This window comes from Pantoea sp. R102 (genome assembly GCF_004916815.1).
In the GTDB taxonomy this organism is placed as follows: domain Bacteria; phylum Pseudomonadota; class Gammaproteobacteria; order Enterobacterales; family Enterobacteriaceae; genus Pantoea; species Pantoea dispersa.
The window spans coordinates 1-21,067 of record NZ_SDFT01000016.1 but is presented as its reverse complement, the minus strand read 5'-3'; the positions used below and the strand labels follow the sequence as shown (position 1 = coordinate 21,067).

Sequence of the window (21,067 nt, the reverse complement as noted above, 5' to 3'; positions counted from 1 at the left end):
CCGTTTGGCGTGGAGCTGGGCACCGCGTCGACTGCCACCAGCGTCACCATCAAAGATGGTAACGGCAGCGTAGTGCGCTCCATCGATCTCGGCGGTCTCAGCGCCGGCGTTCACACCTTCTCGTGGGACGGCAAGATGGACGATGGCAGCGCCGCACCGGACGGCAAATATACGGTTTCACTCGCCGCCAGCAATGGCAGCACCCAACTGGTGGCACAGCCGCTGAACTACGCCTATGTCAACGGCGTCAGCACCGTGAATAACACCGCAAAACTGGATCTCGGCACCATGGGCTCCGCGACCCTCGATGAAATTCGTCAGATTCTCTGACTAACCTCTTAGCAGGAGAAATAGCATGTCATTTTCACAAGCGGTGAGCGGCCTGGGCGCTGCCTCCAGCAACCTCGACGTTATTGGTAACAACATCGCCAACTCGGCGACGGCCGGCTTTAAATCCAGCACCATCGCGTTTGCCGATATGTTCGCCGGTTCGAACGTCGGTATGGGTACCAAAGTCGCAGCGGTGATACAGAACTTTAACGACGGCACCACCACCTCTACCAGCCGTGGGCTGGACGTGGCGCTGAGCGGCAACGGTTTCTTCCGTCTGACCGACGCCAGCGGCGGCGTGTTCTATTCGCGTAACGGCCAGTTCACGCTGGACGAAAACCGTAACCTGGTGAACACCCAGGGCCTGACCGTAACCGGCTATCCGGCTAACGGCACCCCGCCAACCATTCAGGCCGGTGCCAACCCGGTCGCGCTGAGCATTCCGACCACCCAGATGTCGGCACGCGCCACCACTACCGCCACTATGGTATCCAACCTGAACTCAACCGATGCGGTGCCAACCGGCGGTGCGTTCACGGCGACCAACGTGGATACTTACAACGCCAAAAGCACCGTGACCGTGTACGACTCGCAGGGTAACGACCACGCGCTGGATCTGTACTACGTCAAAACGGCCGACAACAACTGGACGGTGCACGCGATTGATTCCACCACCGGTCAGGCTGCCGGTAACTTCAACATGGTATTCGATACCAGCGGTAACCTGACCTCGGCCAGCACCGTCGCGCTGACCATTCAGGGAGCGAACGGTGCCGCGGCCAACCAGGCCGTCAGCCTCAGTGTGCTCGGCAGCCTGCAGCAGAACACCGGCAAAACCAACTTCGGTAACCCAACCCAGGATGGCTATGCACCGGGCGATCTGACCAGCTACACCATCAACGACGATGGCACCATCACCGGGACTTACTCCAACCAGAAAACCCAGCTGCTGGGTCAGATTGTGCTGGCGAGTTTCTCTAACCCGGAAGGGCTGAAGTCTGAGGGTGATAACGTCTGGTCGGCAACCAACTCCTCGGGCCAGGCGGCAGTCGGTCTGGCTGGCACCGGTACCTACGGCAACCTGACCTCCGGCGCGCTGGAAGCGTCCAACGTCGACCTGAGTAAAGAGCTGGTGAATATGATCGTTGCCCAGCGTAACTACCAGGCCAACAGCCAGACCATCAAAACGCAGGACCAGATTCTTAACACCCTGGTCAACCTTCGTTAATACGCTAACGGGATTGCTTTATGGATCACGCAATATATACCGCGATGGGCGCGGCCAGTCAGACGATGGAGCAACAGTCTGTCACCGCCAGCAACCTCGCCAACGCCTCGACGCCGGGCTTTCGTGCTCAGCTCAATGCGCTGCGCGCGGTGCCGGTCAACGGCTGGTCGCTGCCAACACGTACGCTGGTCGCCGCTTCGACGCCGGGTGCCGATATGTCGCAGGGCTCGCTCGATTACACCGAGCGTCCGCTCGATGTGGCGGTGCAGCAGGATGGCTGGCTGGCGGTGCGTACCGCTGACGGCAGCGAAGCTTATACCCGCAACGGTAACATGCAGATCAGCCCGACCGGCCAGCTGACCATTCAGGGCAATCCCGTGATGGGCGATGGCGGTCCGATTGCCGTGCCGCAGGGCGCGCAACTGACCATTGCCGCCGACGGCTCCATCACCGCGCTTAACGCCGGTGACGCGCCGAACGCCACGGTGCAGCTCGGACGGCTGAAGCTGGTACGTGCCACAGGCCAGGAACTGACGCGCGGTGATGACGGCATGTTCCGTCCCAGCGCCGCCACTCAGGCACAGCGCGGCGCGGCGCTGCCGAATGACGCGACCGTGCAGGTGATGCCGGGCGTGCTGGAGGGCAGCAACGTGAAGCCCGTGGAAACCATGGTCGACATGATCGCCAACGCCCGACGTTTCGAGATGCAGATGAAAGTGATCTCCAACGTCGATGAAAACGAACAGCGGGCTAATCAGCTGCTCAATATGAGCAGCTAAGGCTTAAGGAAAACACAATGATTCGTTCTTTATGGATCGCGAAAACCGGTCTTGACGCACAGCAGACCAACATGGACGTCATCGCCAACAACCTGGCGAACGTCAGCACTAACGGCTTTAAGCGTTCACGCGCGGTGTTCGAAGACCTGATGTACCAGACCCTGCGTCAGCCGGGTGCGCAGTCGTCAGAACAGACCACGCTGCCGTCGGGCCTGCAGATCGGTACCGGTGTGCGTCCGGTGACCACCGAACGTCTGCACAACCAGGGCAACCTGTCGCAGACCAGCAACTCAAAAGATGTGGCGATTAATGGTCAGGGCTATTTCCAGGTGCAGATGCCGGATGGCACTTCTGCGTATACCCGCGACGGCTCTTTCCAGGTGGATCAGAACGGCCAGCTGGTGACCAACGCCGGTTTCCCGGTGCAGCCAGGCATCACTATTCCGGCGAACGCCACCAGCATCACCATTGCGCGTGACGGCGTGGTGACGGTGACACAGCAGGGGCAGACGCAGCCGGCGCAGGTTGGCCAGCTGACGCTCAGCACCTTCATGAACGATGCCGGACTGGATAGCGTCGGGGAAAACCTCTATCAGGAAACCCAGGCTTCTGGCGCACCAACCGAAAGCACGCCGGGCCAGAACGGGGCCGGTCTGCTGTATCAGGGTTACGTGGAAACCTCCAACGTCAATGTGGCGGAAGAGCTGGTGACCATGATCCAGACGCAGCGCGCTTATGAGATCAACAGCAAAGCGATCAGCACCTCCGATCAGATGCTGCAGAAGTTAACCCAGCTGTAATGCCGGGATCGTTGGGCCAGCGCGTCTGGCCCGATTAAGAACATGAAAAAGGTCAGAACTCCGTGGCGAAGCAAGTGATTCTCAAGCCTGGGCATTGGTTAGTAGCCACGCTGCTACTGACCCTTAACGGTTGTGCGCTGGTGCCGCGCACGCCACTGGTACAGGGTGCGACGACGGCTGAGCCGACACCATCCGCACCGCCGGTGGTGAACGGTTCCATTTTTCAGGGCGTGGCGCCGCTCAACTACGGCTATCAGCCGCTATTCGAGGATCGTCGTCCACGTAACATTGGTGACACCCTGACCATTACGCTGCAGGAAAACGTCAGCGCCAGCAAAAGCTCTTCAGCCAATGCCAGCCGCGACGGCAGTAACAGCTTTGGCCTGAGCGCCATCCCAACCGGCCTGGCCGGACTGGTGGGCGCCGGCGGCGAAAAAGCCGCGCTCGATGCCAACGGCAAAAACGATTTCGCTGGCAAAGGTGGCGCAACCGCCAACAATACCTTTACCGGCACCATCACCGTCACCGTTAACCAGGTGCTGTCGAACGGCAACCTGCGCGTGGTCGGCGAGAAACAGATTGAAATCAACCAGGGCACCGAATTTATTCGCTTCTCTGGCGTAGTGAACCCGCGCACCATCAGCGCCAGCAACGCGGTGCTGTCAACGCAGGTCGCCGATGCACGTATTGAGTACGTCGGTAACGGTTATATCAATGAGGCGCAGACCATGGGCTGGTTCCAGCGCTTCTTCCTGAACGTCTCGCCGATGTAAGAGGTCATGATGAAAAACACTACACTGCTGCGTTTGGGCCTGGGCCTGTTGCTCGGCATCAGCAGCCTGATGGCGCAGGCCGACCGCATCCGCGATCTCACCAGCGTGCAGGGCGTACGCGATAACCAGCTGATTGGTTACGGTCTGGTGGTTGGCCTTGACGGCACCGGTGACCAGACCACCCAGACGCCGTTCACCACGCAAACGGTGAGTAACATGCTGTCGCAGCTGGGCATCACCGTGCCTGCCGGCACCAACATGCAGCTGAAAAACGTGGCGGCGGTGATGGTCACCGCCAAACTGCCGTCGTTTGCCCGCCAGGGACAGACGGTTGACGTGGTGGTGTCCTCTCTGGGTAACGCCAAAAGCTTGCGCGGCGGTACGCTGCTGATGACGCCGCTGAAGGGCGTCGATAACCAGGTTTACGCGCTGGCGCAGGGTAACATTCTGGTCGGCGGGGCGGGCGCCTCGGCCGGCGGCAGCAGCGTACAGGTTAACCAGCTCAACGGCGGCCGCATTACCGGTGGCGCCACTGTGGAACGTGAGCTGCAGAGCAACTTCGGCAGCCAGAACACCATCAACCTGCAGCTTAACAACGAAGATTTCACCATGGCGCAGCGCATTGCTGATGCCATCAACAGCCGTGGCGTGGGGTCAGCGCTGCCGCTGGACGCCCGTACCGTGCAAATCCGCGTGTCGCCGAATAACAGCTCGCAGGTACGTCTGCTGGCGGAGATCCAGAACATCGACGTGTCGGTGCCGCTGGAAGACGCCAAAGTGATCATTAACTCGCGCACCGGTTCGGTGGTGATGAATCGCGAAGTGACGCTCAACACCTGTGCGGTGGCGCAGGGCAACCTGTCGGTCACGGTTAACCAGCAGCAGAACGTCAGCCAGCCGGATACGCCGTTTGCCGGTGGTCAGACGGTTGCCACCACGCAAACGCAGATCGATCTGCGTCAGAGCGGTGGCGCGCTGCAGCGGGTTAACGCCAGTGCCAACCTGAACAACGTAGTGCGGGCGCTGAATGCGCTGGGTGCGACACCGATTGAGCTGATGTCGATTCTGCAATCGATGGAGAGCGCGGGCTGCCTGCGCGCGAAGCTGGAAATTATCTGATGACCGATACGCAATCGCTGATGAACGCGGCGTATGACAGCCGCTCGCTGAACGAACTGAAACGCCAGGCTGCCGTGGACCCGAAAGGCAAAGCGCTGCAGGTGGCGAAGCAGGTCGAAGGGATGTTCGTGCAGATGATGCTGAAGAGCATGCGTGAAGCGCTGCCGCAGGATGGCATGCTGAGCAACGATCAGACGCGGCTTTACACCTCGCTTTACGATCAGCAGATTGCGCAGGAAATCGGCAAGCGCGGACTGGGTCTGGCCGACACCATTGTCAAACAGATGCAGCCGGCGCAGGCACCGGACGAAAGCGCCGGTACCGTGCCGATGAAACTGGATAACAGCTTCATCTATAGCAGCATGGCGCCCACGCAGCTGGAGCAGATGGTGCGCAAAGCGGTGCCGCGTCTGCCGGTCTCGCCGGCCAGCCTGCCGGGTGACAGCAATGAGTTTATCGCCCAGCTGGCGCAGCCGGCGAAAGTGGCCAGCCAGCAGAGCGGCATTCCTCACCATCTCATTCTGGCGCAGGCGGCACTGGAGTCCGGCTGGGGCCAGCGGCAGATCCTGACGCGCGACGGCAAGCCGAGCTACAACGTGTTCGGGATCAAAGCCAGCGGCGACTGGAAGGGCGAAACCACCGACATCATGACCACGGAATACGAGGGCGGTGAAGCGAAGAAAGTGCGCGCCACCTTCCGCGTTTATGGCTCCTATTTCGAAGCGCTCAGCGACTACGTGCGGTTGATTTCCAGTAACCCACGTTATGCGGCGGTGGCGAACGCACCGAGCGCCGAGCAGGGTGCGCGCGCGCTGCAGGCGGCCGGTTACGCGACTGACCCGAAATATGCGCAGAAACTGGTAGGAATGATCCAGCAATTCAAAAACATGGGCGAAAAAGTGGTTAAGGCTTACAGCCAGGATTTCACCGACCTGTTCTGATTTTTCCGCTCAAGTTTCGCTTAAGCACGCCGATAACCTTCACATGCCGCGGGCGTTGTGGCCCGCGCAATCGCACTGATGACTGCCAGCCCGGTTAACGGGAAAAAGGAACCGAGATGTCCAGCATAATTAACTCCGCGATGAGCGGGCTGAGCGCCGCACAGGCCGCATTAAGCACCACCAGTAACAACATCAGTAATTACACCGTGGCCGGTTATTCGCGCCAGACGATTTTGCTGTCGCAGGCCAACAGTACGCTGCAGGGCAGCAACTATTATGGCAACGGCGTCAATGTGACCGGCGTGCAGCGTGAATACGATGAGTTTATTACCGCCCAGCTGCGCGGTAACAGCGCCAACTACAGCGCGGTCAATTCACAGTACAACCAGATTTCGAATATTGATGATCTGTTGTCGACGTCGACCACCAGCCTGTCTGACTCGATTCAGAGCTTTTTCACTAACGTGCAGAACGTGGTGAGTAACGCGGACGATCCTTCTGCGCGCCAGTCTATGCTGAGCTATGCGCAGGGACTGGTAAACCAGTTCCAGACTACCGCACAGTATCTGACCAGCATGCAAAACAGCGTCAATACGGACATCAAAGCCAGCGTCGAGCAGATCAACACCTACTCCAGCCAGATTGCCGATCTCAACACGCAGATCGCCAAGCTGACCACCGGCGGCGGCTCTGCGCCTAACGACCTGCTCGATCAGCGCGATCAGCTGGTCAATAACCTGAATGGCCTGGTCGGCGTGAACGTTTCGCAGCAGGACGGTAACTACATCGTCTCGATGGGCAACACCACGCTGGTCAACGGCAGCAAAACCACCTCGCTGATCGCCATGCCTTCCAGCAGCGATGCGTCGCGCATTACCGTGGGCTATGTCGATAAGCAGGCCGGTAACGTTGAGATCCCGGAAAAAACGCTGACCACCGGTTCGCTCGGGGGCCTGCTGGCGTTCCGTACCCAGGATCTGGATAACGCGCAGAACCAGCTCGGACAGCTGGCAGCGGCATTCACCACCAGCTTCAACCAGGTGCACAGCCAGGGCTATGACAGCAAAGGCAACACCGGCATCAACTTCTTCAATATTGGTAGCCCGACAGTGGTGACCAACAGCAAAAACACCTCTGCCGCTACCGTCAGTGCCAGCTGGACCGATACCGGGGCGATGAAAGCCTCTAACTACAGCGTGAGCTATGACGGCAGCAACTGGTCGGTGACGCGTCTTTCGGACAACGTGAAAGTGACGCCGACCATGGGCAGCGACGGTGCCGGCAATACCACCATGAGCTTTGACGGACTGTCATTAACGGTAAACGGAACGGCTAACGCCAAAGACAGCTTCCTGGTCAAACCGGTGCAGGATGTGATTAGCGGCATGTCAGTGGCTATCACCAGTGAATCGCAGATCGCGGCAGCTTCGGCTGCGGGTGGCGCCAGCGATAACCGTAACGCGCAAAAGCTGCTGGACCTGCAGGATGCCAAACTGATTAACGGTAACGCCACGCTGGCGCAGGGTTATGCCAGCCTGGTGAGCACCGTCGGCAACAAAACCAAAAACCTCGAAACCGCCGCCACCACCCAGAAGGGCGTGGTGACGCAGCTGACTGAACGTCAGCAGTCGGTTTCTGGCGTAAACCTCGACGAAGAGTACGCCAACCTGAGCAAATATCAGCAATTTTACATGGCGAACGCGCAGGTACTGCAAACCGCCAATACCATTTTCGATGCTCTGATGAGCATTCGCGGTTAATACGGGAGGCCTGACCGATGAGACTCAGTACCAATATGATTTTCGACCAGCAGGTGCGCGGCGTCACTGACGCGCAATCCTCCTGGCTGAAAGCGGGTGAACAACTGTCAACCGGTCGCCGCGTGACCAATCCGTCTGACGATCCGATCGCCGCTTCGCGCGCCGTGGTGCTGTCGCAGACGCAGGCGCGCGACAGTCAGTTCGCGCTGGCGCGTTCGTTTGCGAATCAGGGACTGTCGCTGGAAGAGAGCACGCTGAGTGATGTCACGACGGCGATTCAGTCGGCGCAATCCACGCTGATCAGCGCCGGTAACGGCTCGCTGAGTGACGATGACCGCGCGTCTTATGCTACCCAGCTGGAGGGCATTCGCTCGCAGCTGCTCAACCTGGCCAACAGCAAAGACGGGAACGGCCGCTACCTGTTTGCCGGCTATGCGTCCGACAAGCCGCCGTTCACCGAAGATGCCAGCGGTAAAATCATCTATAGCGGTGGCAGCGACGCGATCACCCAGAAAGTCGACAGCGAACGCACCATGACGGTGGGCCATACCGGTAATTCAATTTTTGACCAGCTGACCAGCAACGCCAAGCCGGAGCCGGATGGCAGCGCCAGCCAGACTAACCTGTTCGATATGCTGGATGACGCCATTGCGGCGCTGAAAGTGCCGCAGAATGATGCTGACGATGCCACTAAACAGACCTTCAGCGCGGCGATGGACAAGGCCAACCGTGGCTTCAGCAACTCGCTGAACAACGTGCTGGCGGTGCGTTCTGAGATTGGTACCCAGCTGGACGAACTGGATACGCTGGATGCAAAAGGTGACGACCGCAAGGTGACGCTGAAAGATCAGATGAGCACGCTGGTTAACGTCGATTACACCGAAGCCATTTCTACCTACACCATGCAGCAGCAGCTGCTGCAGGCGTCGTACACCACCTTTAGCGATATGTCGAAGATGTCGCTGTTCCAGATGAATAAATAAACCTGACTGTTTGAGCGTACTTAAACCGGGTACGCTTAGTTTTTCCCACTGCCTGCGAGGGCCGTGGGATTTTTTTTGGCTTGTAATCAGGGTGTTCAGTCAGGTGGGGAGGGGAGAATGCGGGCAATAAAAAACCCCGGACCAGCCGGGGTTTGGAGACGGTAGCGCTCTACAGCAGAGACTTACGCGCTTTCCGGACGGGTAGCCGGTGCGGTAGCCTGATGCGTGGCGCTGTGACCACCGGCTGAACCGCGTCCTTCGAAGTTGAAGGCCGGACGGACCCAGTCACTGTGACGCACGGGCTCAGGTTCCCATGCCGGTGCCGGTGCTTTGGTCATCGGCGCCGTAGCGTGATGCTTAAAGCGGGTCTCAGCATTGCTGACTCCGGTATCACGGGCGGCAACCGGTGCGTGCGGTTCGGTGACCGGCGCGACTGGTGCTTCGGCCGCTACCGGCGCGGACAGCACTTCTTCTACCTGCGCTTCAACCGCGGGTGACACCTCGATCGGAGCCTGTTCCGCTGCGCTAACCGCTTCGGTAACCACTGGCGGCGTCTCTTCGGCAGGCGTAACAGCCGGTTGCGCTTCTGCTGCGGTTTCCTGTGCAACTGCTTCATCGGCTGCGGAAATCACTGCTGGCTGGTGATCAACCGGTGCCGCCACTGGCGTCAGGTCATCAGTATTCACCACCGGCACCTCAGTGTGCGCCTGCGGTTCAGCCTGATGCACCACTTCTGGCGCTGGCGTTTCGGGCTGTGCCACGGCAGCGGCTTCGACAGCCACAGGCAGTTCTTCCGCCGGGGCGGCATCCTGATAGCCATAGTCTGGCATTTCGTTCAGCGCCTGGTTAGAAGTGAAGTGCTCGTGAGTCTGCGTGACCGGATAGGTGATCCACACTTTGCCTGACGCCATCTCTGGTGAGGCAGCTGCTGTTTCCAGCGGCATCGCAGACTGCGTAGGGTAACGCTCGTCACGATAGCGACGACGACGCTGACCGCTGACGCGCAGATGACGCGGTGAGCGACGTGAACGGCGCGGCATGTTGGCCCCGTCACGGTTCTCGCTGTCATCCTGCTCATCCTGAGCGGTTTCAACTTGCTCTTTCAGCTGGGCGCGCTGGCTGTTTTCCTGCACCGCTTCAGTAACGGCAGCGGCAGGCAGCTCAGCAGGCATCGCGTCAGCGTTGTCACCTACGCGCACGCGCTGACTGAGCTGGCGCTGTTTGCGACGCGGCATAACCTGAACGCGTTCGTCTTCCTGCGCAACGCTGTCATCAACGCTATCAACAACAGGCACCTGCTCAGCAACTTGCGGTTCCTGCTGCGCACGCTTCTCTTCCTGACGACGACGCTGGCGCTCAGCACGCTGTTCGCGACGCTGTTGCTGCTGCTCATCACGCTGCTGCAGTTGCTCTTCAGTCAGCGCCGGACGCTCGCCGCGCGCGTCATTCTGACGCTTGTTACGGCGGTTATCCTGATCGCGTGGCTCGCGTGCTTCACGAGGCTCACGGGGTTCACGCGGCTCGCGCGCTTCACGTGGCTCACGGCCTTCACGGCTCTGCGCATACTCACCGTTGCGCGGTGTGCGCTCGCGGCGATTGTTGTTGTTGCGGCGATTGTTACGACGCTCACCACGCTGCTGCGTATTCTCACCGTCAGCCGTTTTCGCTTCGGTCTTCTCTTCAGCAGGGGCCGCGGCGGGTGCATCACCAGCAAACAGTTTTTTCAGGCCACCCAGCAGGCGCGCAACAAAACCGGTGCTGACCGTCGCGGGTGCTGCGACCGCCGGTTTGGCTTTGACGTCAACCGCTGCCGGCTGGCTCTCTTCACTCACTTCAACCGGAGCCGGTGGTGCATCCGGCATCACGAAGGCGGCCAGTGCAGGCTGCTCCGGACGACGACGCTCAGCGTGCTCTTCTTCCGAAGGCAGCGCCATCTCAGCTTCATGCAGTTTCGGCAGGTGATAGGAGAGGGTTTGCGTCTCTTCACCTTTGCGCACGCGCAGCACCGAGTAGTGCGGCGTTTCCATCTGATCGTTTGGCACGATGATGGCACGCACGCCGCCCTGACGTTTCTCAATCGCACTGACCGCTTCACGTTTTTCGTTCAGCAGGTAAGAGGCCACCTGAACCGGCACAATGGCGTGCACTTCTTTGGTGTTGTCTTTCAGCGCTTCTTCTTCAATCAGACGCAGGATCGACAGCGACAGCGATTCGTTATCACGAATGGTGCCGGTACCGCTACAGCGCGGGCAGACGTGATGGCTGGACTCACCCAGTGACGGGCTGAGGCGCTGACGCGACATCTCCAGCAGACCAAAGCGTGAAATGTGGCTGATCTGGATACGCGCCCGATCCTGACGTACCGCTTCACGCAGACGGTTTTCCACGGCGCGCTGATGGCGCACAGGCGTCATATCGATGAAGTCGATAACAATCAGACCACCGAGGTCGCGCAGGCGCAGCTGACGGGCAATCTCGTCGGCGGCTTCCAGGTTGGTGTTGAAGGCGGTCTCTTCGATATCGCCACCGCGTGTAGCGCGGGCGGAGTTGATATCGATGGCGGTCAGCGCTTCGGTGCTGTCGATAACGATAGAACCGCCGGACGGCAGACGCACTTCGCGCTGGAACGCCGATTCAATCTGCGATTCGATCTGGTAATGGCTGAACAGCGGAATTTCACCGGTGTACAGTTTGATTTTGCTGCTGAAGTCCGGACGACCGAGCGCGGCGATGTGCTGACGCGCCAGCTCCAGCACTTTCGGGTTATCGATAAGGATTTCACCGATATCCTGACGCAGGTAGTCGCGGAAGGCGCGCACAATCACGTTACTTTCCTGATGAATCAGGAACGGTGCCGGGCGGCTGTCTGCGGCTTTTTTGATGGCTTCCCAGTGCTTCAGACGGAAGCTGAGGTCCCACTGCAGCGATTCGGCAGATTTGCCGACGCCAGCGGTACGCACGATCAGGCCCATGCCGTCCGGCAGCTCCAGCGCTGACAGCGCCTCTTTCAGCTCGGTTCGGTCGTCACCTTCGATACGGCGGGAAATGCCGCCAGCGCGCGGGTTGTTGGGCATCAGCACCAGATAGCTACCGGCCAGCGAAATAAAGGTGGTCAGTGCTGCCCCTTTATTTCCGCGCTCCTCTTTATCGATTTGTACGATCACTTCCTGGCCTTCACGCAGCACATCTTTGATGTTCGGACGGCCATGCGCGTTGTAATTAGCAGGGAAGTATTCGCGGGAAATTTCTTTCAGAGGGAGGAAACCGTGACGCTCGGCACCGTAATCAACAAACGCAGCTTCGAGGCTGGGTTCAATACGGGTGATTTTACCTTTGTAGATGTTGGCTTTTTTCTGCTCGTGTCCGGGGCTTTCGATATCCAGATCGTACAGACGTTGTCCGTCAACAAGGGCAACGCGCAACTCCTCCTGCTGAGTTGCGTTGATTAACATTCTTTTCATCGTGACTTACTCGTTATTCTCACATGAGTGATAAAGCTGCGGGCATCGTTACCCTGGACGAGAATCAACCGATGGCCCCGTGTCTGCATGCACTGACGTCAACCTCACGGTTGTCGGCGGCTAAAGGGGCGCAAATCTTGTCGGTGGCCTGTTTTTCATAAGGAAAACCAGCGCCTGAAGGTGGAAGTGCTACAGAGTATTCAAAAATCCACACATCCCAGTCTGTCGTCCAGGCCGCAACCCGCAGCCCGCTAAGTGCCTGATTAAACATCACGTCTTACGCCATTGCTGCGTGTCCGTTTCATCCGGCAAAATACCTTAATTTCGCTCTTTTTCCTGCCTGACTCTTTCCAGGACAGAAACCTCTGCATTATTCCATTGCTTAGCAACTTATAGCAAGGCGACTTTTACCGAGCTGTGAAGTTTGTTCATCCTTAACCTGTTCATTTGCAGGGGTAATCATCGCATCGTTGAAAAAGCCAGCATTCTGGCCGCGTAACGCGGCGATAAAGTCAGAGTTAAGCACAGAAAAAGGGGTGGCGCTATCCGGGGACACTATTTAGAATCGCCGCCATGAAAACAGAGAATCCCGGCGTACAGTTTGTCGCCATCACGGCTGAAAATGCCGGTCAACGTATTGATAACTTTTTGCGCACCCAGCTGAAAGGGGTGCCGAAAAGCATGATTTACCGCATCCTGCGTAAAGGCGAGGTGCGGGTGAATAAGAAGCGCGTAAAACCTGAATATAAGCTGGAAGACGGCGACGAAGTGCGTGTGCCGCCGGTGCGCGTGGCCGAGCGTGAAGAGCAGGCGGTATCGCCCAAGCTGGATAAAGTGGCGGCGCTGGAGTCGTGCATTCTGTATGAAGACGATTATCTGCTGGTGCTGAACAAACCGTCCGGCACCGCGGTGCACGGCGGCAGCGGGCTGAGCTTCGGCGTGATTGAAGGGCTGCGCGCGCTGCGCCCGGAGGCGCGTTTCCTTGAACTGGTGCACCGTCTCGATCGTGACACGTCCGGCATTTTGCTGGTGGCGAAGAAGCGCTCGGCGCTGCGTTCACTGCACGAGCAGCTGCGTGAGAAGGGCATGCAGAAGGATTATCTGGCGCTGGTGCGCGGCGACTGGCCATCGCACCTGAAAGTGGTGCAGGCACCGCTGCTGAAAAACATTCTGCAAAGCGGCGAGCGCGTGGTGCGGGTCAGCGCCGAGGGCAAGCCCTCAGAAACGCGCTTTAAAGTTGAAGAACGTTTTGGCCTGGCAACTTTAGTTAAAGCCAGTCCGGTGACCGGACGTACGCATCAGATTCGCGTGCATACCCTGCATGGCGGGCACCCGATTGCTTTTGACGATCGCTATGGCGATCGCGAATTCGATCGCCAGCTGGCACCAACCGGTCTGGCGCGGCTGTTCCTGCATGCTGCCGCGCTGACGTTTACCCATCCCAACACCGGCGAAAGCCTGCGTATGGAAGCGCCGCTGGATAAGGCACTGAAGCACTGCCTGTCCCAGCTGCGCCAGCAGAAAAAAGCCTGACAGCGTGGCATCAGCCCAGCGGATTGATGCCTGCCTGCCTTAACAGGCCATTCAGCGCGATCAGCGGTAAGCCAATCAGGCTATTGGGATCGCGCCCCTCCAGCCGTTCGAACAGACAAATCCCCAGTCCCTCACTTTTGAAACTGCCGGCGCACTGCAGCGGCTGCTCCAACTCGACGTAGCGCGCAATCTCTGCCGCGCTCAGTTGCCGAAAATGCACGGTAAAGGGTTCACACAGCACATGCTGCTGCGCGCTGGCGGGGTGAATCAGCGCCAGGCCGGTGTAAAAGGTAATGGCTTTGCCGCTCGCCAGCGCCAGCTGCTGGCAGGCGTTCTCGGTGGTATGCGGCTTGCCGGCGATGCGGCCATCCAGTACACAGACCTGATCGGACCCAATGATCCAGCGCGCAGGATAGCGCGCGGCCAGTGCCTGCGCTTTGGCAATGGCCAGACGCTGCACCAGCTGCGGCGCGGCTTCTCCCGGCAGCGGCGTTTCATCACTTTCAGGGGCGGCAGTGATAAACGGCAGGCCGAGCTTGCGCAGCAGCGCCTGACGGAACGGAGAGGTTGAGGCTAAAACCAGCGGTGTCATCATTTTTTTGCAGAAGTGATAGCGTAAAGATGACAGGCATTTTAAACTATGCGCCGCACTGGATGCGACTAACGGGTGAAAGATGCTGTAAACCGGCCTTTTTCTTTGACTCTATGACGTTACAAAGTTAATATGCGCGCCCTATGCAAAAGGTAAAATTACCCCTGACGCTCGATCCGGTCCGCGCCGCGCAAAAACGCCTGGATTATCACGGTGTTTACGCACCTGAATTGGTGGCGCGCCTGGCCGAAACGGTCGTGAGTGTGGACAGTGATGTGGAATGTGCCATGTCGTTTGCGGTTGACAACCAGCGCCTCGCGGTTCTGCAAGGAACAGCCGATGTGCAGGTAACGTTGTTATGTCAACGCTGCAACCAACCGTTCCCGCATGCTGTGCACGTAAGCTATTGCTTCAGTCCTGTCTCTTCTGATGAGCAGGCCGAGGCACTGCCGGAAGCCTACGAGCCGGTCGATGTCAACGATTTCGGTGAAATCGACCTGCTGGCGGTGATCGAAGATGAACTCATCCTCGCGCTGCCGGTCGTTCCGGTGCATGATTCTGAACACTGTGAAGTGTCCGACGCGGACATGGTCTTTGGCCAGCTGCCTGAAGAGGTGGAAAAACCAAACCCATTTGCCGTATTAGCCAGTTTAAAGCGTAAGTAATAGGAGTAAGGTCCATGGCCGTACAACAGAATAAACCAACCCGTTCTAAGCGTGGTATGCGTCGTTCGCACGATGCGCTGACCACTACCACTCTGTCAGTAGATAAAGTTTCTGGTGAAACTCATCTGCGTCACCATATCACTGCGGATGGTTACTACCGCGGTCGCAAGGTTATCACCAAGTAATTCTTTGCGGTTACGCAAGGCGATACCTTGACACGTTTGACCCTGGCAGTTGATGCCATGGGCGGGGACTTCGGTCCCTGCGTGACAGTGCCTGCAGCCTTGCAGGCACTGGCCTCTCATTCGCAGCTGGTTCTTCTTCTGGTCGGCGATCCCGACATCATCTCGTCATTTCTTGCCAAAGCGGATTCCTCGTTACTGGGGCGTGTGCAGGTAATCCCTGCCGAATCGGTTATTGCAAGTGATGCCAAACCCTCGCAGGCGATTCGTAACAGCCGCGGCAGCTCCATGCGCGTGGCATTAGAGCTGGTGAAAGAGGGGAAAGCGCAGGCGTGCGTCAGTGCCGGCAATACTGGTGCGCTGATGGGCCTGGCAAAATTATTACTCAAGCCGCTGGATGGCATTGAGCGTCCGGCGTTGATGACCGTGCTGCCGCATCAGCAGCACGGCAAAACGGTGGTGCTGGATCTGGGCGCTAACGTCGATTCCGACAGTGAAATGCTGGTGCAGTTTGCTGTGATGGGTGCGGTGATGGCGGAAGAGGTGCTGGAAATCAGCCAGCCGCGCGTCGCGCTGCTCAACATCGGTCAGGAAGAGACGAAGGGGCTGGAGACGATCCGCGCCGCATCGGCGGTGCTGCGGGCCTCGCCGCAGATCAACTATATTGGTTACCTTGAGGGGAACGATCTCCTCACCGGCAAGACGGATGTGCTGGTCTGTGATGGCTTCGTGGGTAATGTCACGTTGAAGACCATGGAAGGCGTGGTAAGAATGTTTCTTTCTCTGCTCAAATCGTCAGGTGAAGGAAAAAAACGGGCCTGGTGGCTGAAATGGCTGGGACGCTGGATCCAAAAGCGTCTGGCTAAACGTTTCGGTCATCTCAACCCCGACCAGTACAATGGCGCTTGTCTGTTAGGATTGCGCGGGACAGTGATCAAGAGCCACGGCGCGGCGAATCAACGCGCGTTTGCCGTGGCGATAGAACAGGCAGAGCAGGCGGTGCGCAAGCAAGTTCCCGAGAGAATTGCCGCGCGCCTTGACGCTGTATTAGCCAGGAGTGACAAAGCGTAGATGTTTACCAAAATTATCGGTACGGGCAGCTATTTGCCTGAGCAGGTTCGCAGCAACGCGGACCTGGAAAAAATGGTGGAGACTTCGGACGAGTGGATTGTCACCCGGACCGGTATTCGTGAACGTCGCATTGCGGCACCGGATGAAACGGTAGCCAGCATGGGCTTCACCGCTGCCCAGCGTGCGCTGGAGATGGCGGGCGTGGCAGCCAGCGACGTTGGCCTGATCATCGTGGCAACTACTTCTTCCAGCCACGCCTTCCCGAGCTCAGCGTGCATGATTCAGCAGATGCTGGAAATCAACGACTGCGCCGCCTTCGATCTCGCAGCTGCCTGTGCCGGTTTTACCTATGCACTGAGCGTGGCCGATCAATACATCAAAAACGGTGCGGTGAAGCACGCGCTGGTGATCGGCGCGGATGTGCTGGCTCGCACCCTCGATCCTGACGATCGCGGCACCATCATCCTGTTTGGTGATGGCGCGGGTGCCGTGGTGCTCGGCGCAAGCGAAGAAGCGGGCATTCTCTCCACGCATCTGCATGCCGATGGCCGCTACGGTAAGCTGCTGACGCTGCCGTACCAGGATCGCGCGCATCAGGATGAGCCGGCTTACCTCACCATGGCCGGCAACGAAGTGTTTAAGGTCGCGGTCACTGAGCTGGCGCATATCGTCGATGAAACGCTGCAGGCGAATAATCTCGATCGTGAACAGCTTGACTGGCTGGTGCCGCATCAGGCCAACCTGCGCATCATCAGCGCCACCGCCAAAAAGCTCGGCATGGGCATGGATAAAGTGGTGGTGACGCTGGATCGACACGGCAACACCTCGGCAGCGTCGGTGCCAAGCGCGCTGGACGAAGCGGTACGTGATGGCCGCATCAAGCCCGGACACCTGATTTTGCTCGAGGCCTTTGGTGGCGGTTTCACCTGGGGCTCGGCGCTGGTTCGCTTTTGATTGACAGGAACGCAAGATGACGCAAATTGCTTTTGTTTTCCCGGGACAGGGATCGCAGACCGTCGGCATGCTGGCCGATCTGGCAGCGGAAAATCCACAGGTTGAAGCCACTTTCCGTGAAGCTTCTGACGCGCTGGGTTACGACTTATGGCAGCTGGTCCAGCAGGGCCCGGCTGAAGAGCTGAACAAAACCTGGCAGACCCAGCCGGCACTGCTGGCAGCTTCGGTCGCGATTTATCGCGTCTGGCAGAGCAAAAATGGCGCACAGCCTGCGCTGATGGCCGGACACAGCCTCGGTGAATACTCTGCGCTGGTGTGTGCGGGCGTGCTGAACTTTGCTGACGCCATTAAGCTGGTTGAACTGCGTGGCAAACTGATGCAGGAAGCGGTGCCGGAAGGCACGGGCGCCATGCAGGCGATTATCGGTCTCGACGACGCGGCAATTCGCAAAGCCTGTGAAGAGAGCGCGCAGGGCCAGGTGGTTTCGCCGGTCAACTTCAACTCGCCGGGTCAGGTGGTTATCGCCGGCAATAAAGAAGCGGTTGAACGTGCCGGTGCCGCCTGTAAAGCGGCCGGCGCCAAGCGCGCGCTGCCGCTGCCGGTCAGCGTGCCGTCACACTGCGCGCTGATGAAACCTGCGGCGGATAAGCTGGCGGTGGCGCTGGAAAGCGTGACCTTCAATGCGCCGTCGGTACCGGTGGTCAATAACGTTGACGTTAAGTGCGAAAGCGACGCCGCGGCGATTCGCAGCGCGCTGGTGCGTCAGCTGTACAGCCCGGTGCGCTGGACTGAGGCGGTTGAGTTTATTGCTGCACAGGGCGTGACTGAACTGCTGGAAATTGGTCCGGGTAAAGTGCTGACCGGCCTGACCAAACGAATTGTGGACAGCCTGACGGCTGCAGCGGTGAACGATCCATCGTCACTGGCTGCGGCGCCTGGCCAGGAATAAGAGGAAAATCATGAGCTTTGAAGGTAAAGTAGCGCTGGTGACCGGCGCCAGCCGCGGTATCGGACGTGCCATCGCGGAAACGCTGGCGGCACGCGGTGCAAAAGTGGTGGGTACTGCCACCAGCGAAAGCGGCGCGGAAGCCATCAGTGCTTACCTCGGCGACAAGGGCAAAGGTCTGCTGCTGAACGTGACCGATGCGGCCTCTATTGAGAGCGTGCTCGAGAAAGTTCGCGCCGAATTTGGCGAAGTTGACATTTTGGTCAATAATGCAGGCATTACGCGTGACAATCTGCTGATGCGCATGAAAGACGATGAGTGGGCGGATATCCTCGATACCAACCTGACATCGGTGTTCCGCCTGTCGAAGGCGGTCATGCGTGCCATGATGAAAAAGCGCGTGGGCCGTATCATTACCATCGGTTCGGTAGTTGGAACCATGGGTAACGCGGGTCAGGCAAACTATGCGGCAGCAAAAGCAGGTTTGATTGGCTTTAGCAAATCACTGGCGCGAGAAGTTGCGTCACGTGGCATTACCGTAAACGTCGTGGCTCCGGGCTTTATTGAGACGGACATGACGCGTGCACTGAACGAAGATCAGCGCTCGGGCATTCTGGCAGAAGTGCCGGCAGGTCGTTTAGGCGACCCGCAGGAGATTGCCAATGCTGTTGCATTCTTAGCCTCTGACGAAGCCGCCTACATCACGGGTGAGACGCTGCACGTCAATGGCGGCATGTACATGGTCTGATAATCACGAAATCATTTGCATTATCTGCGGTAAACACCGCAGAATAACGCAAAATCGTGGTTCGACCAGCCGGGATTTTGTTGCATCTTTTTCAACATTTTATACACTACGAAAACCATCGCGAAAGCGAGTTTTGATAGGAAATTAAATAGTATGAGCGATATCGAACAACGCGTTAAGAAAATCGTAGCTGAGCAGCTGGGCGTTAAAGAAGACGAAGTGGTTAACGGCGCTTCTTTCGTTGAAGACCTGGGTGCAGATTCTCTTGACACCGTTGAGCTGGTAATGGCTCTGGAAGAAGAGTTTGATACTGAAATTCCAGACGAAGAAGCTGAGAAAATCACTACCGTTCAGGCAGCGATCGACTATATCAATAACCATAAAGGTTAATGAATATCTTCAGGCGGTCATTCGACCGCCTGAGTTTTATGTTTGCCCCACATAGCGTCATTATTTCCCTCCCTGGAGGACGAACGTGTCTAAGCGTCGTGTAGTTGTGACCGGTCTTGGCATGTTGTCTCCTGTCGGCAATACCGTAGAGTCTACCTGGCGTGCTCTCCTTGCCGGTCAGAGCGGCATTAACCTGATCGACCATTTTGATACCAGTGCCTACGCAACGCGTTTTGCGGGTCTGGTGAAAGATTTTAACTGCGATGAATACATCTCGCGCAAAGATCAACGCAAGATGGATGACTTCATCCAGTACGGCATTGTGGCCGGTATTCAGGCTATGGCGGACTCCGGTCTGGTCGTAACCGACGAGAATGCCGGACGCATCGGTGCGGCTATCGGTTCCGGCATCGGCGGTCTGGGTTTGATCGAAGATAACCATACCTCGCTGGTCAATGGCGGTCCGCGCAAAATCAGTCCATTCTTCGTGCCTTCAACCATCGTTAACATGGTCGCTGGCCACCTGACCATCATGTACGGCCTGAAAGGTCCGAGCATCTCGATTGCGACCGCCTGTACTTCCGGCGTGCACAATATTGGTCATGCGGCGCGCATCATCGCGTATAACGACGCAGATGTGATGCTGGCCGGCGGTGCTGAGAAAGCCAGTACGCCACTGGGCGTGGGCGGTTTCGGTGCGGCGCGTGCGCTCTCTACCCGTAACGACAATCCGCAGGCGGCGAGCCGTCCGTGGGATAAAGATCGTGACGGTTTCGTGCTGGGCGACGGTGCCGGTATCGTGGTGCTGGAAGAGTACGAACACGCGAAAAAACGCGGTGCGAAGATTTATGCGGAAATCGTTGGTTTCGGCATGAGCAGCGACGCTTACCACATGACATCACCACCGGAAGACGGTTCAGGTGCAGCCGCAGCGATGGTCAACGCGCTGCGTGACGCGCAGCTGGATCCGGCGCAGATTGGCTATGTTAACGCGCACGGCACCTCAACGCCGGCCGGTGACAAAGCAGAAGCGCAGGCGGTGAAGTCGGTGTTTGGTGCGTCAGCGCACAGCGTGATGGTCAGCTCGACCAAGTCGATGACCGGTCACCTGCTGGGTGCGGCGGGCGCGGTAGAAGCGATTTATTCGATTCTGGCGCTGCGCGACCAGGCGGTTCCGCCCACCATAAACCTCGACAATCCTGACGAAGGTTGCGATCTGGACTTCGTGCCGCACACGGCGCGCCAGGTCAGCGGACTGGAGTACACGCTGTGTAACTCCTTTGGATTCGGCGGCACCAACGGCTCGCTGATCTTCCGCAAGGTATAAGCGCTATCCAGCCGAACAGAGGCCCGCAATGCGGGCCTTTTTTATATTTTGTCACGCAGTGGCGTGGAATGTTACGCGCCACAGTGCTATTCAACGCTGACGCCAGCGGCAGAGGAGAAGCGCATGTGGATTAACGGAGTGGCACAGGACACCCTTTCTGCCCGCGACCGCGCGGTGCAGTTCGGCGACGGCTGTTTCACCACCGCGGCAGTCAGAGAGGGCCGTATCCAGCTGCTGGAGGCGCATCTGCAGCGTCTGCAGGACGGCTGCCAGCGTTTGCTGATGGCCGCGCCGGACCGCGCCTTACTGGCGGAAGAGATGCACCGCGCGGCGGCGGACCAGCGCGAAGCAGTGCTCAAAGTGATCCTGACGCCGGGGGCGGGCGGACGCGGCTACAGTCGCGCCGGCTGCACGCACCCCACGCGTATCATCGCGCTCGCACCCTGGCCACAGCACTACGCCACGCTGCAGCAGCAGGGCGCGCG

General features: G+C 58.5%; 21 protein-coding genes. 19 read left to right on the top strand and 2 right to left on the bottom strand.

Annotated elements, in window-relative coordinates; all coding sequences use genetic code 11:
* The 9 genes from ERD80_RS02500 to flgL form a co-directional block, all read left to right on the top strand.
* A partial coding sequence (locus tag ERD80_RS02500; protein WP_282183357.1) for a FlgD immunoglobulin-like domain containing protein occupies positions 1-330 on the top strand: 330 nt, incomplete at its 5' end.
* 25 nt (positions 331-355) lie between these two features.
* Positions 356-1,558 (top strand): flagellar hook protein FlgE, encoded by a 1,203-nt coding sequence (gene flgE, locus ERD80_RS02495; RefSeq protein WP_021506420.1) that lies wholly within the window; start codon positions 356-358, stop codon positions 1,556-1,558.
* A 20-nt stretch (positions 1,559-1,578) separates the two neighbouring features.
* Positions 1,579-2,337 carry a flagellar basal body rod protein FlgF gene (locus tag ERD80_RS02490; RefSeq protein WP_058759464.1) on the top strand — a complete coding sequence of 253 codons (759 nt, stop codon included), beginning with the start codon at positions 1,579-1,581 and terminating at the stop codon, positions 2,335-2,337.
* A gap of 17 nt (positions 2,338-2,354) precedes the next feature.
* Positions 2,355-3,137 (top strand): flagellar basal-body rod protein FlgG, encoded by a 783-nt coding sequence (flgG, locus tag ERD80_RS02485; protein WP_021506418.1) that lies wholly within the window; start codon positions 2,355-2,357, stop codon positions 3,135-3,137.
* Positions 3,138-3,199: 62 nt separating this feature from the next.
* Positions 3,200-3,910 carry a flagellar basal body L-ring protein FlgH gene (locus tag ERD80_RS02480; RefSeq protein WP_021506417.1) on the top strand — a complete coding sequence of 237 codons (711 nt, stop codon included), beginning with the start codon at positions 3,200-3,202 and terminating at the stop codon, positions 3,908-3,910.
* Between the two features lie 69 nt (positions 3,911-3,979).
* Positions 3,980-5,029 (top strand): flagellar basal body P-ring protein FlgI, encoded by a 1,050-nt coding sequence (locus ERD80_RS02475; protein ID WP_230201060.1) that lies wholly within the window; start codon positions 3,980-3,982, stop codon positions 5,027-5,029.
* Complete coding sequence (flgJ, locus tag ERD80_RS02470; protein ID WP_021506415.1) at positions 5,029-5,970, top strand: flagellar assembly peptidoglycan hydrolase FlgJ; 942 nt, start codon at positions 5,029-5,031, stop codon at positions 5,968-5,970. The genes ERD80_RS02475 and flgJ overlap by 1 nt, the downstream gene beginning before the upstream one ends.
* 116 nt (positions 5,971-6,086) lie before the next feature.
* The gene (flgK, locus tag ERD80_RS02465; RefSeq protein ID WP_021506414.1) at positions 6,087-7,730 is read left to right on the top strand and encodes a flagellar hook-associated protein FlgK; all 1,644 of its coding nucleotides are present in this window, start codon (positions 6,087-6,089) and stop codon (positions 7,728-7,730) included.
* A 17-nt stretch (positions 7,731-7,747) separates the two neighbouring features.
* Positions 7,748-8,713, top strand: a complete 966-nt coding sequence (gene flgL, locus ERD80_RS02460) for a flagellar hook-associated protein FlgL (RefSeq protein ID WP_059010446.1) — start codon at positions 7,748-7,750, stop codon at positions 8,711-8,713.
* A gap of 182 nt (positions 8,714-8,895) precedes the next feature.
* Here flgL and rne read toward each other — a convergent pair whose 3' ends face one another.
* Positions 8,896-12,174 carry a ribonuclease E gene (gene rne / locus ERD80_RS02455; RefSeq protein WP_136545651.1) on the bottom strand — a complete coding sequence of 1,093 codons (3,279 nt, stop codon included), beginning with the start codon at positions 12,172-12,174 and terminating at the stop codon, positions 8,896-8,898.
* A 573-nt stretch (positions 12,175-12,747) separates the two neighbouring features.
* On the opposite strand from rne, the gene rluC reads away from it, so the two are divergent.
* A complete protein-coding gene (rluC, locus tag ERD80_RS02445) occupies positions 12,748-13,707 on the top strand; it encodes a 23S rRNA pseudouridine(955/2504/2580) synthase RluC (RefSeq protein ID WP_021506411.1) in 960 nt (319 codons plus the stop codon).
* 10 nt (positions 13,708-13,717) lie between these two features.
* Here the strand turns inward: rluC and ERD80_RS02440 are convergent, their stop codons facing one another.
* Entirely contained in the window at positions 13,718-14,302 is a 585-nt protein-coding gene (locus ERD80_RS02440; protein ID WP_136545650.1) for a nucleoside triphosphate pyrophosphatase, read from the bottom strand.
* Between the two features lie 140 nt (positions 14,303-14,442).
* Between ERD80_RS02440 and yceD the strand changes: the two genes are divergently transcribed.
* The 9 genes from yceD to ERD80_RS02395 all read left to right on the top strand — a co-directional run.
* Positions 14,443-14,964 (top strand): 23S rRNA accumulation protein YceD, encoded by a 522-nt coding sequence (gene yceD / locus ERD80_RS02435; protein WP_021506409.1) that lies wholly within the window; start codon positions 14,443-14,445, stop codon positions 14,962-14,964.
* Between the two features lie 14 nt (positions 14,965-14,978).
* Positions 14,979-15,149 (top strand): 50S ribosomal protein L32, encoded by a 171-nt coding sequence (rpmF, locus tag ERD80_RS02430; RefSeq protein WP_016192161.1) that lies wholly within the window; start codon positions 14,979-14,981, stop codon positions 15,147-15,149.
* A gap of 27 nt (positions 15,150-15,176) precedes the next feature.
* A complete protein-coding gene (gene plsX / locus ERD80_RS02425) occupies positions 15,177-16,217 on the top strand; it encodes a phosphate acyltransferase PlsX (RefSeq protein ID WP_058759470.1) in 1,041 nt (346 codons plus the stop codon).
* The gene (locus ERD80_RS02420) at positions 16,218-17,171 is read left to right on the top strand and encodes a beta-ketoacyl-ACP synthase III (RefSeq protein WP_021506407.1); all 954 of its coding nucleotides are present in this window, start codon (positions 16,218-16,220) and stop codon (positions 17,169-17,171) included.
* 16 nt (positions 17,172-17,187) lie between these two features.
* Complete coding sequence (gene fabD / locus ERD80_RS02415; RefSeq protein WP_059010440.1) at positions 17,188-18,120, top strand: ACP S-malonyltransferase; 933 nt, start codon at positions 17,188-17,190, stop codon at positions 18,118-18,120.
* Between the two features lie 10 nt (positions 18,121-18,130).
* A complete protein-coding gene (fabG, locus tag ERD80_RS02410; RefSeq protein ID WP_021506405.1) occupies positions 18,131-18,865 on the top strand; it encodes a 3-oxoacyl-ACP reductase FabG in 735 nt (244 codons plus the stop codon).
* Between the two features lie 153 nt (positions 18,866-19,018).
* Complete coding sequence (gene acpP / locus ERD80_RS02405; protein WP_010617251.1) at positions 19,019-19,255, top strand: acyl carrier protein; 237 nt, start codon at positions 19,019-19,021, stop codon at positions 19,253-19,255.
* 85 nt (positions 19,256-19,340) lie between these two features.
* The gene (fabF, locus tag ERD80_RS02400; RefSeq protein ID WP_031279267.1) at positions 19,341-20,582 is read left to right on the top strand and encodes a beta-ketoacyl-ACP synthase II; all 1,242 of its coding nucleotides are present in this window, start codon (positions 19,341-19,343) and stop codon (positions 20,580-20,582) included.
* A 123-nt stretch (positions 20,583-20,705) separates the two neighbouring features.
* Positions 20,706-21,067 (top strand): aminotransferase class IV (locus tag ERD80_RS02395; protein ID WP_211145556.1); only part of this gene is annotated, 362 nt, incomplete at its 3' end.

What these genes read in the sequence shown, in the direction of transcription:
- ERD80_RS02490 (WP_058759464.1), top strand. Translation starts at nt 1,579, where the DNA reads ATGGATCACGCAATATATACCGCGATGGGCGCGGCCAGTCAGACGATG.
- flgJ (WP_021506415.1), top strand. Translation starts at nt 5,029, where the DNA reads ATGACCGATACGCAATCGCTGATGAACGCGGCGTATGACAGCCGCTCG.
- fabD (WP_059010440.1), top strand. Translation starts at nt 17,188, where the DNA reads ATGACGCAAATTGCTTTTGTTTTCCCGGGACAGGGATCGCAGACCGTC.
- rpmF (WP_016192161.1), top strand. Translation starts at nt 14,979, where the DNA reads ATGGCCGTACAACAGAATAAACCAACCCGTTCTAAGCGTGGTATGCGT.
- acpP (WP_010617251.1), top strand. Translation starts at nt 19,019, where the DNA reads ATGAGCGATATCGAACAACGCGTTAAGAAAATCGTAGCTGAGCAGCTG.
- fabG (WP_021506405.1), top strand. Translation starts at nt 18,131, where the DNA reads ATGAGCTTTGAAGGTAAAGTAGCGCTGGTGACCGGCGCCAGCCGCGGT.
- rluC (WP_021506411.1), top strand. Translation starts at nt 12,748, where the DNA reads ATGAAAACAGAGAATCCCGGCGTACAGTTTGTCGCCATCACGGCTGAA.
- yceD (WP_021506409.1), top strand. Translation starts at nt 14,443, where the DNA reads ATGCAAAAGGTAAAATTACCCCTGACGCTCGATCCGGTCCGCGCCGCG.
- flgK (WP_021506414.1), top strand. Translation starts at nt 6,087, where the DNA reads ATGTCCAGCATAATTAACTCCGCGATGAGCGGGCTGAGCGCCGCACAG.
- flgL (WP_059010446.1), top strand. Translation starts at nt 7,748, where the DNA reads ATGAGACTCAGTACCAATATGATTTTCGACCAGCAGGTGCGCGGCGTC.
- flgG (WP_021506418.1), top strand. Translation starts at nt 2,355, where the DNA reads ATGATTCGTTCTTTATGGATCGCGAAAACCGGTCTTGACGCACAGCAG.
- rne (WP_136545651.1), bottom strand. Translation starts at nt 12,174, where the DNA reads ATGAAAAGAATGTTAATCAACGCAACTCAGCAGGAGGAGTTGCGCGTT.
- flgE (WP_021506420.1), top strand. Translation starts at nt 356, where the DNA reads ATGTCATTTTCACAAGCGGTGAGCGGCCTGGGCGCTGCCTCCAGCAAC.
- ERD80_RS02475 (WP_230201060.1), top strand. Translation starts at nt 3,980, where the DNA reads ATGGCGCAGGCCGACCGCATCCGCGATCTCACCAGCGTGCAGGGCGTA.
- ERD80_RS02420 (WP_021506407.1), top strand. Translation starts at nt 16,218, where the DNA reads ATGTTTACCAAAATTATCGGTACGGGCAGCTATTTGCCTGAGCAGGTT.
- ERD80_RS02440 (WP_136545650.1), bottom strand. Translation starts at nt 14,302, where the DNA reads ATGATGACACCGCTGGTTTTAGCCTCAACCTCTCCGTTCCGTCAGGCG.